The sequence below is a fragment of the Streptomyces sp. NPDC030799 genome (assembly GCF_055572255.1).
The window spans coordinates 99,406-114,420 of sequence record NZ_JBVIDS010000017.1; the positions used below are offsets into that span (position 1 = coordinate 99,406).

Annotated in this window: 13 protein-coding genes and 2 pseudogenes; 4 read left to right on the forward strand and 11 right to left on the reverse strand. The window is 69.9% G+C overall.

Features of this window, described 5'->3' with window-relative positions:
* Positions 1-162 precede the first annotated feature (162 nt).
* From ACZ41I_RS35335 to ACZ41I_RS35350, 4 genes are all read right to left on the reverse strand, one after another.
* Positions 163-732 (reverse strand): DUF4232 domain-containing protein, encoded by a 570-nt coding sequence (locus tag ACZ41I_RS35335; protein WP_468515992.1) that lies wholly within the window; start codon positions 730-732, stop codon positions 163-165.
* A 405-nt stretch (positions 733-1,137) separates the two neighbouring features.
* Positions 1,138-1,410 (reverse strand): hypothetical protein, encoded by a 273-nt coding sequence (locus ACZ41I_RS35340; RefSeq protein ID WP_468326960.1) that lies wholly within the window; start codon positions 1,408-1,410, stop codon positions 1,138-1,140.
* Complete coding sequence (locus ACZ41I_RS35345) at positions 1,410-1,643, reverse strand: hypothetical protein (protein ID WP_363220118.1); 234 nt, start codon at positions 1,641-1,643, stop codon at positions 1,410-1,412. The genes ACZ41I_RS35340 and ACZ41I_RS35345 overlap by 1 nt, the downstream gene beginning before the upstream one ends.
* Positions 1,644-2,104: 461 nt before the next feature.
* Complete coding sequence (locus ACZ41I_RS35350) at positions 2,105-2,905, reverse strand: hypothetical protein (RefSeq protein ID WP_468515993.1); 801 nt, start codon at positions 2,903-2,905, stop codon at positions 2,105-2,107.
* Positions 2,906-3,138: 233 nt separating this feature from the next.
* On the opposite strand from ACZ41I_RS35350, the gene ACZ41I_RS35355 reads away from it, so the two are divergent.
* The 4 genes and pseudogenes from ACZ41I_RS35355 to ACZ41I_RS35370 all read left to right on the forward strand — a co-directional run.
* The gene (locus tag ACZ41I_RS35355; protein WP_468515994.1) at positions 3,139-4,347 is read left to right on the forward strand and encodes an amidohydrolase; all 1,209 of its coding nucleotides are present in this window, start codon (positions 3,139-3,141) and stop codon (positions 4,345-4,347) included.
* A gap of 27 nt (positions 4,348-4,374) precedes the next feature.
* A complete protein-coding gene (locus ACZ41I_RS35360; protein WP_468515995.1) occupies positions 4,375-5,421 on the forward strand; it encodes an ArsR/SmtB family transcription factor in 1,047 nt (348 codons plus the stop codon).
* Between the two features lie 887 nt (positions 5,422-6,308).
* A complete protein-coding gene (locus ACZ41I_RS35365; protein WP_468515996.1) occupies positions 6,309-7,280 on the forward strand; it encodes an NAD(P)-dependent alcohol dehydrogenase in 972 nt (323 codons plus the stop codon).
* 961 nt (positions 7,281-8,241) lie between these two features.
* Positions 8,242-8,936 (forward strand): annotated as a pseudogene (locus ACZ41I_RS35370) (IS5 family transposase); the annotation flags it as partial.
* 84 nt (positions 8,937-9,020) lie between these two features.
* On the opposite strand, the gene add reads toward ACZ41I_RS35370, so the two are convergent.
* The 7 genes and pseudogenes from add to ACZ41I_RS35405 form a co-directional block, all read right to left on the reverse strand.
* Positions 9,021-9,968 (reverse strand): adenosine deaminase, encoded by a 948-nt coding sequence (gene add, locus ACZ41I_RS35375; protein ID WP_468515997.1) that lies wholly within the window; start codon positions 9,966-9,968, stop codon positions 9,021-9,023.
* Between the two features lie 126 nt (positions 9,969-10,094).
* Positions 10,095-10,520: pseudogene (locus ACZ41I_RS35380) on the reverse strand (Tn3 family transposase); the annotation flags it as partial.
* A gap of 657 nt (positions 10,521-11,177) precedes the next feature.
* Entirely contained in the window at positions 11,178-11,588 is a 411-nt protein-coding gene (locus tag ACZ41I_RS35385) for a hypothetical protein (RefSeq protein WP_468515998.1), read from the reverse strand.
* A 60-nt stretch (positions 11,589-11,648) separates the two neighbouring features.
* Positions 11,649-11,900 carry a restriction endonuclease fold toxin-2 domain-containing protein gene (locus ACZ41I_RS35390; protein WP_468515999.1) on the reverse strand — a complete coding sequence of 84 codons (252 nt, stop codon included), beginning with the start codon at positions 11,898-11,900 and terminating at the stop codon, positions 11,649-11,651.
* 626 nt (positions 11,901-12,526) lie between these two features.
* A complete protein-coding gene (locus ACZ41I_RS35395; protein ID WP_468516000.1) occupies positions 12,527-13,027 on the reverse strand; it encodes a hypothetical protein in 501 nt (166 codons plus the stop codon).
* Positions 13,028-13,769: 742 nt separating this feature from the next.
* Complete coding sequence (locus ACZ41I_RS35400; protein ID WP_468516001.1) at positions 13,770-14,453, reverse strand: restriction endonuclease; 684 nt, start codon at positions 14,451-14,453, stop codon at positions 13,770-13,772.
* Positions 14,454-14,529: 76 nt separating this feature from the next.
* Positions 14,530-14,739 carry a hypothetical protein gene (locus tag ACZ41I_RS35405; RefSeq protein WP_468516002.1) on the reverse strand — a complete coding sequence of 70 codons (210 nt, stop codon included), beginning with the start codon at positions 14,737-14,739 and terminating at the stop codon, positions 14,530-14,532.
* Between the last annotated feature and the right edge of the window lie 276 nt (positions 14,740-15,015).

Consider the following 15,015-nt stretch of genomic DNA (forward strand, 5'->3'; position numbering starts at 1 on the left):
TTTGTGCCTTTTCTCGGTTTTCCCCCCCCCCCCCCCCCCCCTCCCCTCCCCTCCCCCCCCCCCCCCCCCCCCGACCTGCACTCATGTGCAGTTCCTCGCAAACATCCAGGTCAGAACCTTGCGATCGTCATGCAGGCTGCTCGATTTGTGGGGACGGTGGGGTCAGGAAGGCTTGACCGCCGAGACCGGGGTGACGGTCACCTTGTTGTCGCACTCGGCCCACACCCCGTCGTTCAGGGCGACCTGGTGCTTCCCGGAGTGCGGCAGCCCGATGACCATCGTCGGATACGTCACCGGGTCCTTGCCCGACACGCAGTAGCCGTCGGCCTCCCCCTGGACCTGGACGAAGGTCAGCTTCACCCACGCCTTGCCGTGCGGCCGGACCGTCACGGTGGCCGCCCTGCCGGTGGGGGTGACCTTGAGCGGGGTGTTGTGGGCGGGGGAGCCGTTACCGGCGCCCGCGACCGTCGGATGGCCCTTCAGGACGCACGTCTTCCGGGAGACGTTGGTGAACTGCACGACCGCCGCCCCGGTCCCGGTCCCGACGGGCCGGTGGACGGCCTGCCAGGCGCTGACCCGGAGGGCGGAGGCCGGGCAGGCGGGCGGCGGGGTGGAAGTGGTGGTGCTCGCCGCCATGGCGGTGCCGGGCAGGATGCCGGTCACCGCCGCCGCGACGGCCGTGACCGCCGTCGTCGCCAGAGCCGCCCTGCGAATGCCGTTGCTGTGACGCATGCTGTCGTCCCCCTGAGTCGTCTCGTCCGCGGGTTTCGGTCGTCGGTTGTTGCCCCGCGGTACGCGTGGTCGTGGTACGTGAGTGCAGACAGGGCGGGAGAGCGGCAGGGTTCCGTGCGGCGACTCTTGTGACGGAACGGTGACAACAGGCTGCACCCGTGCAGATGACCGTCAGGGCAGACAGAAGCACCTCCAGCGCGCCATGGGTTTTACCACGCCCCCGGCGCGCACCGAAGGTGCGCTGAGTCGCTGACCTGCGGTGATCAAACTCCGATGACCCAAACTCGCGTCCGTCAAAGTCCGATGGCAAACGGTCAGGATCCAGCGGCACGGGACAGTGAGGTCCGGGGCGGCCGACTCGCGGTGATGGGTGCCAGGCCGCTGCGGCGCACCGGTCTGGTCGGGCTAGACCTCGATGTAGGCGACGACCACGACGGTGCGCAGTGCGGTGACGAAGTACAGGACGCGCACGGACTCGATCTCGTCGGTGTACTGGCGCAGCTGGGGGCCGGCGGTGTCGCCGGGGATCGGCTCGCCGACGTCGGGGTCGACGGAGACGACGACCAGGGCGCGGTCCAGGGCGTGGATCTCCGTCTCGCTGGTGATGTTCTCCAGCTGCTTGGCGGCGGAGCCGGAGAAGGCGATCCGGGCGCGGCGCGGGCCGTGCTGCGGGGCCATCAGGCGACGGCCGGGCGCTGCGAGGCGAGCCGGGCGACGTGGGCCTCGCGCAGCTCCTCCCACGGCGTGCAGTCCTCCACCGACGGCAGGCCGTTGGTGGCGATGTCCTCCAGGACAGCGGCGAGCTGGTCGGCGTTCTCGCGGGTCTTGGCCGCGTAGGCGCGGACCGCGTCGGCGGCTGCGGGGTCCAGCTGCTGCCGGGCGTGGTCGGCGGGTGCCGGCTGTTCGCTCATCGAGGGCTCCGTAAGGGCGGAACTGGCGTCTCCCCAACGGTATCGGCCGCACTCGCTGCTGGGGACCACTCCGGACGAACCGGCCTGGGCGGGCGGGTGGGACCCAGGTTGTGGGCGGTTGCTGGGCCACCCAGGTCCCGGTCGGCGATGACACTGATCAGCTGATCAGTGACACAGATAGGCATGTCCACTGGGGGAAGCCGGGGTTGATGACACAGGTCGGCTCTGCCCGGCCGGATTGTTCAGGAGCGGACGGTAACCGGGCGCGAGCCGTGTCACGCTGATCAGGCGCAGGAGGCCCGGGATGGGGGTCCGGGCCCGTGGTTCCGGGCCAAATCGACCGCGTGACACCCGGTCGTGACAGCCGGACGGGGTGCGTGACACCCCTGGGCGTGACAGCGTGACAGTCACCTTCCGTGATCGTCACGGGCTGCACCTCCAGCTGGGCGCTTTCGTTTGGATCATGGGGCGGACCAGAGGAAGATGCCTGTGATGTGCAGTCCGGCCAAGTAGATGGCGGCTGTCTTCTCGTAGCGGGTGGCGATGCCTGGCCACTGCTTGAGGTGGTTGATGCACCGCTCGACGGTGTTGCGCTGCTTGTAGGTCTCGCGGTCGAAGGCCGGTGGTCGGCCGCCTCGGCTGCCGCGTCGCAGTCGGTGGCCGCGTTGGTCCGCCGGGACCGGGATCACGGCGCGGATGCCGCGTCGGCGCAGGTACTCGGATCGCGCGGGACGACTAGGCCTTGTCCGCCAGGACCACGTCCGGCCTGGTGCGCGGCCGGCCCCGTCGGCGGGGAACACGCAGGCGGGCCATGACATCGGTGAAGACCGGTGCATCGCCTGCCTGTCCGGCGGTGAGGACGAAAGCGAGAGCGTCGGGTTGGCCATCCACTTCAGCTCGGTCACCTCGCTCCATGCCACCGCATGGCGCACTCGGCCGAAGGTGCCGGTGACCACCAGACCGCGCGTGTAGAGGTAGCACCTGCGCAGCCCGAACCTGGCGCTGAGACCGCGCCAGGCCAGCGTGAGACCGAACAGTGAGAGCATCACGGGTCCCGTCGTAATGACGCCCTTCTGGAATCCCGGCGAGACGACGACCAGACAGACCAGCAAGACGACGAACACCCCTGCATGCAACCGCCGTGCGAGCTGTGCGAGGGCACCCCACAGCCCTGCGACGGCATAACTTCCTCGCTCCTCGCCGAGACCGAGTGCCTCCGCGCGATCCCGCACGGAGGTCTGTCGTCTCTGTTCCGAGCCCATGCTCCCCCTCCACGACATCCGGCGTCCCGAGTCAATCGGCAGGACCCGGGCCGACACCCCTGAAATCACTTCGTCACGGAGGCATCCTGTCCGTCCGGAGCGCGCGGTCCGCCTGGGTTACCTCCGGCGCGGTAATCGCGGGCCGACGACGCGACGGCTGCCGCAGTCTCGACGCACACCGTGACAGCTCGTTCCGTACGTCACGGTGCCCGACCCGTACGACGGAGGCCCCCATGCCCACCATCACGCCGCCCCCGCTGGGGGCCCTGGCCGCTGAACTCGCCGCGCTGCGTCCCCGCATGGAGGCGGTCAGCCTGGCGATCCACGCGCGGCCGGAGCTGAAGTTCTCCGAGTTCCACGCCCAGGAGACGCTGACCCGCTGGCTCACGGAAGCCGGCTTCGCCGTGACGGAGGCGGTGGGCGGGATGGACACCGCGTTCGTGGCCGTGCACGAGGGCAGCCGGCCCGGCCCGTACGTCGCCGTCCTGGCGGAGTACGACGCGCTGCCCGGCGTCGGGCACGGCTGTGGGCACAACCTCATCGCGGCCGGGTGCGCCGCGGCCGCGATCGCCGTCGTACGGGCCTTGCCGGCGCACCCGGGAACGGTCGCCGTCATCGGCACGCCCGGCGAGGAGATGGGCGGCGCCGGCAAGGTCCGGCTGGCCGAGGCCGGGGTGTTCGAGGGCGTGGACGCGGCGATGATGTTCCACCCGGCCGACCGCTCCGTCACCACCCAGCACGCGCTGGCCGCGGCGCACCTGCGCGTCGCCTTCACCGGCGTGAGTGCGCACGCCGCGAAGTCACCGTGGGAGGGCCGCAGCGCACTGGCCGCCGCCCAGTTGTTCCTCACCGCCCTCGACGCGCTGCGGCAGTTCGTGCCGCCGACAGCACGCCTGCACGGCGTCGTCACGGACGGCGGGCAAGCCCCGAACGTCGTTCCCGCCCACGCCGCCGTGGAGTTGTACGTACGGGACCGTACGGCCGTATCGGCCGGGGCCCTGGTCGAGCGGGTTCGCGCGGCCGCGGAGGGAGCGGCGCTGGCCACCGGAACCACGGCCGAGGTGTCGGAGACCGGACCGCTCTACGCGGAGCGCCGCGACAGCACCGTGCTCGCCGAACGGTTCGGGCAAGCCGTGCGCGCACTGGGCCTGGACATCGCGCCCGCCGGTCCGGACAGCCCCGCCGGTTCCTCCGACATCGGCAACCTCTCGCAGCTTCTGCCGGTGATCCACCCGTACATCCAGATCGCCGAGCCGGGTACGCCCGCCCACTCCGAGGCGATGCGCGAGGCGGCGGCGACCTCGCTCGCCCACGACCGCACCGAGATCGCGGCGACCGGTCTGGCTCGCGTAGTCGCCGAACTGCTCACGGACGAGGAGCTGTTGGCGGCCGTGCGAGCGGAGTTCGCACAGATCGCTGCGGGAGCCGAGGTGCTGACGTGAGCAGCCCGCGATCCTACACTTCTCGTCATGCCGGTCGTGATCGTCCTGGAAGGGGCCGCCCCCGACCGCTTCACCGTCACCGTGTCGCCGCTCGCGGAACTGGCAGCGAGCCTGCACGTCCTGACAGAACACGCCCACCACACCGAACACGCGCCCTGGGCCGAGGAGACCACCCGCGACGCCCCGCCCGCGTTCCGAGCCGGCCTGCGTCGCTTCTCCCCGCTGTGGACGGCGCTGCGTTGGCGTGGCTTCTACCCGGGGCTGAACGCGCCCCTGCCGGAACTGACGACGGACCGGTTCGCCGAACTCACCGCCCACACCTGTGCCAGCGGCTACCGCGGCTTCGGCTTCAGCCGCCTGCTCCACGACCCGGCACAGGCCGCCGCGCTGCGCCGGGCGGCCTCCGGTCTGCCGGAACCGCACCCGACCCTCGCCGAAGACCTGCTGCGCGACCCGGAGCAACTGCGCACCGACATCCTCGCCTTCCTCGACCTGTGCCGCGGCGTCTTCTTCGCCGACCTGTGGGCGACGACCGAGCCCGCGCTCGCCCGTGCCGCGCACCTCGTGCGGCAGCGACTCGCGGACGAGGGACCGGAGGCGGCCCTGCTCTCGCTCAGCCCGTCCAGCGCGCGGCCGGCTGGTCCGTCGCGGGTCGTCTTCGACAAGGTGCACCACGCGGTGATCAGCCCGGCCCGTACGCCGATCCTGCTCATCCCCACCCAATACGGAGCTCCGCACCTGCTGGTGAAGGACGAACCGGGGCTCCCACCAGTCGTCCACTTCCCGGTCCACGCCCCGGAGATCGGGGTCACCCTGGCCCGCAGCCGCATGCTGGCGCTCACCGATCCTCGCCGGGTCCGGCTGTGCCGGCTCATCGCCCGCCAGGCGATGACCACGGCCGACCTCGCGGACCGGCTGTCGATGACTCGCCCCCAGGTCTCCCGTCACCTTCGCACCCTGCGCGACCTGGGGCTCGTGCGCGTGGAACGCAACGGCCGCTACGTCCACTACGGTCTCGACCTCGCGGCGGTCAAGCGCATCGGCGGGGACGTGGCCACGGCCCTGCAGTACTGAAGGAGGCGGCGGCGTGACGAGCCGGTACCCGATCCTCTGCCACCGCGAACTGCGGCCCCGGCTGCGGTGGAGCGCGTGGCGCGAGCGGCGCGCTCCGCTGGTCGCGGGGGCGGGTGAGATCCTCGTGCACGAGATCGACGGGGAACACCGGACGGGGGCCGTCGACACGGCGCGGGCCACCGCTGTGACCCTGGTCGACGTCCGCCCCGACGTGCGGCTGTTCGCGACATGGCACCTGCGCACATCCGACTCCGCGGCGCGTTTCCCCGTCCGGGTGACCTACCACTGCACGGTCGTGGACCCCGTCGCGGTCGTACGGGGCCGTCGCACCGGCGTCTGGGACCTGAGCTGGGTCCTCGTCCAGGACCCCCGGCCTCACCGCCTGCACGCGAAGCATCCTGAAGGCGACGAGAACGGCCTTTGCCGGTCCCTCACCGCCCTGCTCTCCCCGAGCCCGGCCCCGCGGGCGCTCCCCGGGATACGCGTGGAGCTCGGCCATGTGGACGTGGGGTCCGCCTGGCCGAACGACATCGATGAGGCGTGTTCGTCTGGAGATGCGCCCAAAGCGCAAGGTGCGGTTCGACCTGCGCACCGTCGGGCTGAGTCCAGCCCACGAGGCGAGCCATGCAGACCCGGTGGAGGCCGACCGGCCACGGGAAGAGGACCTCCGACGTGGAGTGGACTGCACAGCCGAACTGCAGTTCCCAGAACCTCGCGTCCCCTGGCCGCGGCTCCACCATGAGCGGCCGCCGCGTACCAGAGTCGGCAAAGGCCGCCACCGATCGACGGCCATCGGCTCTCCTCCCCCAGGACTACGGCATGTCCCCGATGTCCGGCCGGGCGGGCTCGCCCTAGCCTGCCCAGTACACCACGAGGGGGAGAGGTTCATGAGGGCAGTCGTTCAGTACCGGTACGGCTCACCGGACGTGCTGGAAGTAGCGGACGTCGACAAACCGGTGCCCTCCGACGGAGAGGTGCTGGTGCGGGTGCGGGCGGCCGCGGTGAACGCCTACGACTGGCACCAAATGCGCGGCGACCCGTACCTGGCCCGCCTGGCACTGGGGCTTCGCGCGCCCCGCGCCAGGATCCGGGGCCGGGACTTCGCGGGAGAAGTGGAGGCCGTCGGCCGGAACGTGCAGCAGATCCGCCCCGGCGACGAGGTGTTCGGTGAAGTCGACGGGACCTTCGCGGAGTACGTGTGCGTACCGGACACCGCGGTGGAGCTCAAGCCCGCCAAACTGACCTTCGAGCAGGCGGCGGCCCTGCCACTGGCGGGGAACACCGCCCTGCGTGCCCTGCGTGATGTGGGACGGCTGCGGCAGGGACAGCACGTACTGGTCAACGGCGCCTCGGGCGGGGTCGGGACGTTCGCCGTGCAGATCGCCAAGGCGCTCGGCGCCGAGGTGACCGGCGTGTGCAGCCGGCGCAACGCCGACGCCGTCCGCGCGCTCGGCGCGTCTCACGTCGTCGATTACACCAAGGAGGACTTCACACGCTCCGGGCGACGGTACGACATCGTCCTTGACCTGGTCGCCAACCACTCGGTCTCAGGTCTTAGGCGCGCCCTGAAGCCCGGAGGCACACTCGTCCTCGCCGGAGGGGGCAGCCCGGGCGGATTCCTCGGCGCGATCGGCCTCATCCTGAAGGGCATCGCTCTCTCCCCCTTGGTCCCCCAGCGGCTGCGTCCGCTGGTCGGCCCGGCACCGAGCAAGGAGGTCCTGGTGTCGCTGCGGGAACTCGCCGATGCCGGGAAGCTGACTCCGGTGATCGACCGGACGTACGCGCTGGCCGAGGCGGCAGAGGCCATCCGGTATCTCGAGGTGCAGCACGCACGTGGAAAGGTCGTCGTCACGGTGTGAACGTGCGAGTGCCCGCCGAAGCGATCCCGGTAACCCGTTGGGGGGCTTGCACCGGTCCTCGGCCTCCACACCCGCCTCACGCAGCGCCCGAGCGGCCGCTCCCGGGGAGTCCACCCACACCACGCGCGGCCTCGCCAGGCCGACGTGGTCGTACATGTCGGCGAGCGCCACCTCGCGAGAGCCGTGTCCACCGGTGTGTCCATGGCCGCCACGGACCGCCACGGCGCGCACAGGTCCGGCAGCCGCGCCTCCTGCTCCGACAGCAACAGAGCCCTGGCGTCCTGCTCCACGCACTCCCCTCCCGCCCCGGCCGGTCGGTGCCCCCACACGGCCAACCATGCTTGCGTGACGGAACAGATGCCCGCCCCGGGCAGGACTTGCCCGGGCAGCTTCCTTCACATGTCCCGGCGCCGTCAACGAGCCTTGGATGGCGCCGTGCCGTGACGGCGAGCCTGCCGATCCCCGGTTCCCCGACGGCCAGCAGCCATCGGTGGTCCTGCCGCTCGCCCTCTCCCACGGCCGTAACCGCGGGAGAAGCCGCAGGCGCGGAGGCAGGACCGTGCCGGTCCTCCCCGAGCTTCCGCCGTGTCGTTCGGCCGTACGACCGGGCCCGGGGCAGGCGTACCGCCTATGGAGAACAGCGCCCCGCTCTCGGGGAGCATGACCTCGACCTCGATGCCCTCGCGCGCGTCCGCCACGGGCTGCGCCAGGAGTGCGGCCTTCTCCTCCAGAATCAACCGGTCGGACCCGGTCAGCAGGTCCTGCGCCGGGGGCGAGGGCCGACCCCGAGCTCGACACCGCCTCGATGACCGAGTTCACCGCCTGGACCATGGAGCACGCGAAGCACCTCCGCAGCAGTCCCCCTTCGGCGCTGACGAGGGCGGGCAGGACCGTCGCCGCTTTGGGAAAGCCCGGCAGGCCCGGAGACTCGGAGAGCGCCTGGGTGACCGACGAGGGTGGCATGCCGTCCGCCCGATGGTCCGAGCTCTTCCGCGCGTGCAGCGGCACCCCACACCGCGGATCGTCCAGATCGCCTCCTCGGTCAGACCGACCGCCCGCGCCGCCTGCCCGTCGGCGGTCAGGGCGCGCAGGGCCCTCGGGCGTTTCGTTTAGATCATCGGATCGTTGGTCCGGTGTGTCGTTGACTGATGCGCAGTGGGCCCGGATCGAGCCGTTACTCCCGGACCGGACACCGAAGCGGGGTGGCCACTGGCGCGACCATCGTGAGGTGATCGACGCGATCGCCCACAAGTTCCAGACCGGCACACAGTGGGTCCACCTGCCGGAGACGTGTGGCAACTGGCGAGGTGTCTACAACCGGCTGCGAATGTTGGCGGTCGACGGCACCTGGGAGCGGGTGTTCACCGCGCTGATGGCCCAGGCCGACGCAGACGAGGACCTCAACTGGGCCGTCTCGGTCGACTCCACGATCGTGCGGGCGCACCAGCACGCGGCCGGGGCCCGCAAAAAGGGGCCCCGGCCGGAGAGCCGGACGATCACGCCATCGGCCGGTCCCGCGGCGGACTGACCCCGAAGATCCACCTCGCGGCCGACGGCCGGTGCCGGCCACTGGCGTTCCATCTCACGGCCGGCCAGGCCGGCGACGCGCGCCCATCAGCACTTCACCGCCTGCCAGGACTCAACACTCCCCGGCCTCGTCACCCGAAAGTCACTGTTCAGCTCGCTGGTAGACCGATGCGCGACAGTTGATCAGAGGAGCCCACCAGTGAACCAGTGTTCTCAGCTGCTCAGCCATTGCTCGATCTCGGCGCCGAGCTGCGCTTTCAGCTCTGATGGAGCGAAGCTGCCCTCGACCGAGGCACGGGCCAAGTCCGCCAGTTCGGCGTCGCCGTACCCGAAAATCTCCCGGGCGCGCTGGTACTCCGCCGCCAACGCCGTCTCCCCGTCAGTGTTCACAGTGACCGTCAGACCGGCCTCGACCAGGCGCGGCAGCGGGTGCTCCGCCAGCGACGGCACCAGTCCGAGCAGGACATTGGAGGATGGGCAGACCTCCAGCGGCACACGGCGTGTCCGCAGCTCGGCGATCAGGGCTGGGTCCTCCAGCGCCCGGATGCCGTGGCCTACCCGCTCCGCGTGCCCCACCGTCAGGGCTTCCCAGATGCTGGCCGGGCCGGCCGTCTCTCCGGCGTGGTGCACCAGGTGCAGCCCTGCCTCGCGGGCGGCCTGCAGCACCTCGGCGAACGGCGCCGCCGGGTAGGACTCGTCCCCCGCGAGCCCGATGGCGATCACCTGCGGGTGCCGGGTGGCCAGCTCGAGGCTGTGCCACAGCCGGTCGACGGAGCGACGGCGCGAGTGGTCCAGGATCACCCGAGTTCGAATGCCGTACCGCTCCCCGCCGACAGCCAGTCCCTCCAGCACCGCTTCCAACGGCATGTCCGGATCGCCGAGGCGCTCACCGTGAGCCGCCGCCGTGAAGGTGACCTCCGCATAGCGGACACCCTGCGCCGCCTCATCCTGGCAGAACTCCTCGGCGATACGACGGAAGTGCCCATAGTCGCGGAGCAGCGCACGCACCGTGGCCCGCTCGTCGGCGAACTCCCTGAAACTGGTGAACGGCCGGTTCTGGTGGGGCGGCTCGCCTCCCAGCTCGCGGATCGTAGCGCGACGGATGGTGCTTTCCAGGTGGGTGTGCAGGTGGGCCTTGGGCAATAGGGCAAGATCTCTCACAGCAAGACTCTAGGAAGTCGGGATCCGCAGCAGGACAGTATTCCGACGTGTGGTACAGGCCACCACACTCGGTGATCGCCCGCCATATGAGGTCGACAAATATGCTGCAGACGGGTGTGCCAGCGGTCAGTCTTCGGCGTCCCCGGGGGCATTGGAGTCGCGTAGCGGGCGCAGGCCCCCTGGCCGGGGCCGCCGTCGCGGATGCTGAACAGGTAGCGGCCTAGAAAGTTGATGTATCGGTCCTTTGAGCGGGGAGAGGCGGACGATGTCCTCGTCCTTGATGTCGTGGCCCTCGGCGCGGAGTCGGGCGACGGCAGCGTCGAGGTAGCGCGTGTTCCACAGGACGACGGCGTTGAGGACCAGGCCAAGGGCGGCGAGCTGGTCTTCCTGCCCCTCGCGATAGGCCTGGCGGATCTGCCCGCGCCCGCCATGCCAGATCGCACGGGCCAGGCGGTGGCGGGACTCCTGCACTGCCAGCTGCCGGTTCATCAGCCGCCGGTAGGTGTCGTCGACCGGGTCGACCAGGGCGAGCAGGTGCATGGTCTTGAGAAGGTGTACGCGCTGGACGCGGCCACCGGTCAGGACGGCGCCTCGTAATCGGGGCATCCGGCCGCCTGGGAGGACCCGTTCGGTGCGACAGCCCCGTCTGCAGCACGCCGAGCAGGGCGTTGTCCTCCCACTGGTCGACCACTTCGAGGTAGCCGGCGAGCACCTTGGAGTGGGGGGCTCAGCCGCCCTGCTTGGCGATGACGATCTGGTCGTGGCCGTTCAGGCGGGAGGACGTGGCCGCGGCGGGGGCTGTGGCCGGTGAAGCGGCTCTCGCTTACGGCGCGTTCGCGGGCGCGGGATGACGACGTCGCCGATCGCCGCGGGCTGCAGGCCACCCTCCAGGGCGGTGTGCCACCGGTTGTGCAGGCGGCGCCAGGCGTAGCCGACCGGGTCGGTGAGGCCGGCCGCCTCCTTCCAGGCCTGCAGGCCCGGACCGGGCAGATCGAGGGCCGGGAGCCGTAGGGAACCGGGACGACGCGGGGGCGGACCTTGGACACACGCAGGTCGGCCTGGAAGCCGCCGGGAGTCTCGGCGTACTCACGGACCCGGTTGAAGGCGAGATCGTGTGAAGGAGAGACCGTGCCGGCGGGCGGCGACGGCGAAGTGCCGACGGCGATTTGCAGTGGTGTGCGCCTCTGCGACCACCGGTTGGGGGCATTGTCAGTCGAGGCCGCCGGTCTCTTCGACGTGCTGGACGAGTGCTGCCACGACCTGTGGGCGGGTGGCGTCGGGGACGAGGGTGGGCTCCATGCCTTCCTCGATTCCCCAGTCCGTGTTGAACATGACGGGAACGTCAGCCGGTGCCACGTTGTTCCGGAGCCACAGGGCGACCCGGGCTGCCATGTGGGCGTTGCACTCCCGGACGGACACGCCCTCGGGTTCCAGGCTGGCAAAGCCTTCCAGGGTTTCGTCGAAAGTTATCCCGAAGATCATCGACGATCCGCGGACCGGGCCGTCTCCTTCGTTATCGATACGGATGAATGTGTTCGGATTCCGCTCACGCAGCCGTGCCTCGAACCCTTCGAAGGTCAGGCCCCAGCTCTGCCCGCGCGGTGGGGTGAAGACGTACATGGTGCGCAGTTCCGCGATCTTTTCCGGTTCCATAGCGGTACTTTCCTGGGGCTGGGGTGGTCAGGGAACGTAGCGGGTGTGGCCTTTGACACCGTAGGCCGCCATCATGATGCGCCAGTACTGCACGGCATCTTGGTTGTTGGTGACCGTCTCGACTCCGCGCATCTCCTTGTTGTGTGGGTCGTCGAGCGCGGCGGCGTACTTGCGGAGTTCCAGGCGGTCATCCTTGTAGAGGAAGTCTCTGTCGCCGGTCGCGTGATTCTTGCGGAGGTCTTCCAACGAGCGGTAGCAGCGTTGGTTCGGCTTGTTCACGTATTTTGCCCTGCTGGCATTGGCACCTCGAACTCGGGGAAGCCCGCCACGCGCCTCTGGTAGGCCTGCTCGGCCGGCTTACCGCCGGAGATGTCGCCCTTGCGCAGTGAGTCGAGCCAGGTCTGGAAATTCTGCCCCTGGCTGGGCGTGAGCGGTGGGAACAGCGGGTGGGGGGCATCGCCGGGGGGATTGGCTGAATGTGCGGAGTGTTGGAGGGCAGGGGACGGTAAGCGGCCGGGACCGGTGTCGGGACGCGGATCAGGGGCCGCGGAAGGCGGGAGGTTGGGAAAGAGTCCGCCGTTGTCCGGCTGCGGCATTTGACTCGGGACTGGGAGCTGTCCAGTGCGTGAGGGATGTTGCCGAGCGAGGTGATGCGCGTGTCGCCGGCTATGAGGTCGTGCAGGCCGCGGGGAGGTTCGCCAGGAGGGTGTCGTGGTCGCCCACCTCGCTGAGTGATGGTGTCGTGCCGACGAACTTCTCGAAGAAGCTCTCGACCGCGTCAGCGGTATGGCCCGCCTGATCGAGGCGCGGGCCGCGCCGTCCCTCCTGGCCTCCCCACGGGAGGGGCGACGGCCACCAATGAGGCGAGGAGCTTGGTACCTGCACCCGCCGGGCCTGCCTGCTGATCACTCAGGCAGATCGGCTTCGGTTGCACGGCGGAAGACGTCCCCACACGTGGGACCCGGGAACAGCGGACGTTCGACGAGAATGATCAGCGCGTGACGTACTTCTCTGCTCAGCTGGAAGAGCCGGCGGCTGGCCTGTCCGCCTTCATAGGCGGACAGCCGGAAGAGCTGGACAGCCTGTTCGTCGCGGACATCGGCGAACCTGTCCGGGAGCCCAGCAAGCAGTTCGAAGTCACGCTTGCCGGTCGCCGCGTCAGCTACCGTCCTCAAAGGCAGAGCGTCGAACTGTGCGGCTGGCACCGAGGCGTCGATGGCGCCGGCATGGGCGGCCAGGGCTGCGAAGATCTCTATCAGCCGCTCGCCCACCGCAGTGTCGATGCCCCAGGTCCGCAGGTTCTCGTGACGGTCAGCCTGCCGCCCTGGCTCCTGGTCCACCAGCGGCAGCAGGACACGACCCAGGTGAGCGCAGCGACGCCATAGCGTGTCGGGAACCGAGGTCACAGTGGTTCCTCTCTCCGGCGAGTGGAACACCCGCAGCCGAGCGCCAACTGACCTACACAGCCTTCCAAGGCTCCCCTACGCGCAGGGCACGTACAAGACGGGACTGTTCGCTGTGCCCGAGCCATGGGACCCGCCCGAACTCACCAGGGTCCCCACCGTGCTGGTGCGCCAGGCCACCTTCGGGTCACCCGGGCGGTTCACACAGGTTGCTGCTGCGGTCGACGACCGCAGCAGCGGCGCACACTTGGACTGCCGCGCGGTCCCAGCCGTCATCCACAAGTTCGAGAAGTCATTGTAGAACTCCAGGTCCACCTCGCTGGTACAGGCCACAGGACCGCCCGAGCAGGTCTTGATGCCCTTGGTGCCCGTCATCCGAGAGCCGCTGTGGAGAGGCTTGGAGGCGTAGAAGTCGCACGTCGTGACATGGGCAGAGTCCGAGTCCTGCGTCGTCACCGTGGCCTCAGGCGGAGCCGGGGTTCGGCGGCGGAACCCGCCAGAACTGTAGGGGCGCTTGTAGCGGCCAACGCCACACTCACAGCGAACCCACTCGTGACGGCCCTTAATCGCATAAAGAAGTCTCACCTTCGTCTACACCGCAACTGGCGACCAGTCGGGCAGTCTTGTGTGGCACCAGACCGTAGATATGGAACATGGGATACAGCAGAGGTGTGTCAGCCAATGGCTTCTGCTCTCTGCCTGGCCCCAAGCGCTGCGCTGCATCGGCGCGTGTCAGCTGTCACGGTCAGGCAGAGGGGCGCCGCCTGGTGCCGCCGCCGCTTCCGTTCAGCGGGATCAGGGTCTCCAGATGAGCGCCCTTGACCCACGAGCCCAGCAGGTCGCGGTGCATGGCCACGATGTCCTGGCGCAGCGCCAGGCCCAGCGCGTCCCTCGTGAACGAGCGGCAGGTGGTGACGAACAGCGCGACGTCCGCACCGTGTTCAAGGCGGGCGGTGCCGACGAACTTCTGCATGTCGGCAGAGGACACGCTCCGGTGCGGCGCGTACTTCTTGACCTGAACCACCAGCTTGCGGCCGTCGGCCAGATAGCCGACGACATCCGCGCCCAGGTCGCCGCTCTTGCCACTGACGACGACCTCTCTGCAACCGTCCCGCCGGCACAGCTCGGCGACGTACCTCTCGAACTCCTGCCACGACAACGCGTCGACCTCGGTCATGGACAACTCCCGCGCCCTGGCCTTCTCCTGCGCCCGCCACGCGCGGTCCTGACCAACCGCGCGACGGTGTGCCCGCCACAGCGTCCACCCTGCCCCGCCCACCACGGCCGCGGCGAGCACGGCCACCAGGACGGGCCACACCATCGACCAGTGCCCGGCCACCCACACCACGGCCACCAGCGCCGCCCCCGCGCCCCAGACCTGCAGTTGCCTGCGCGTGCTCGTCTTCAAGCGCCGGCGACGTGACGCCATCACTCCCCCGCTCCCCAGACCCGTGCCCCGCAGGGTGTGCCGACGGGAGCCGTCCGGCCCGTACGTGTGCGGGGACTCATCGGCCGGCCTGGGTGACGCCGCTCGCGAGCTGGCCCAGGATGTTCAAGATCCCCTGGCCCGCCGGGGTGGGTGCGATCAGGACTCCCAGCGCCAGGACGATGACGACGGTCAGCTTCTCGTCGAAGCGGCTGCGGGAGTGCGTAGGCCGCCGTAGCCGCCAGACGACGATGACTGCGAGCAGCACCGCCACGTTGATGGTCACCAACCGTCCCGAACCTCCCCCACCGACCGGCCATCACCCCGCGGACGGCAAGATGCTGCCGCCAGCCTTCTTGTGTAGCCGGGCCTCAGTGATGTTGGAGGCGGGTTGCCGACGAATGGCACAAAGCCATCGGACCTGGCCGAATACCGCGCGGCCGGGCTACCAGTCGACGATGTGCACGGTGACGTACAGGTCTCCGGGCGCTCCGCCGTTCTACCAACACCTTCGTCTCGTCTCCTGTTGTGGCGCAGTGAGGGCAGGTCACGCGGGCGGTCATGC

Excerpts from the sequence above, each read along its gene's own strand:
- ACZ41I_RS35335 (WP_468515992.1), bottom strand. The coding sequence starts at position 732 with ATGCGTCACAGCAACGGCATTCGCAGGGCGGCTCTGGCGACGACGGCG.
- ACZ41I_RS35340 (WP_468326960.1), bottom strand. The coding sequence starts at position 1,410 with ATGGCCCCGCAGCACGGCCCGCGCCGCGCCCGGATCGCCTTCTCCGGC.
- ACZ41I_RS35345 (WP_363220118.1), bottom strand. The coding sequence starts at position 1,643 with ATGAGCGAACAGCCGGCACCCGCCGACCACGCCCGGCAGCAGCTGGAC.
- ACZ41I_RS35350 (WP_468515993.1), bottom strand. The coding sequence starts at position 2,905 with ATGGGCTCGGAACAGAGACGACAGACCTCCGTGCGGGATCGCGCGGAG.
- ACZ41I_RS35355 (WP_468515994.1), top strand. The coding sequence starts at position 3,139 with ATGCCCACCATCACGCCGCCCCCGCTGGGGGCCCTGGCCGCTGAACTC.
- ACZ41I_RS35360 (WP_468515995.1), top strand. The coding sequence starts at position 4,375 with ATGCCGGTCGTGATCGTCCTGGAAGGGGCCGCCCCCGACCGCTTCACC.
- ACZ41I_RS35365 (WP_468515996.1), top strand. The coding sequence starts at position 6,309 with ATGAGGGCAGTCGTTCAGTACCGGTACGGCTCACCGGACGTGCTGGAA.
- ACZ41I_RS35385 (WP_468515998.1), bottom strand. The coding sequence starts at position 11,588 with ATGTACGTCTTCACCCCACCGCGCGGGCAGAGCTGGGGCCTGACCTTC.
- ACZ41I_RS35400 (WP_468516001.1), bottom strand. The coding sequence starts at position 14,453 with ATGGCGTCACGTCGCCGGCGCTTGAAGACGAGCACGCGCAGGCAACTG.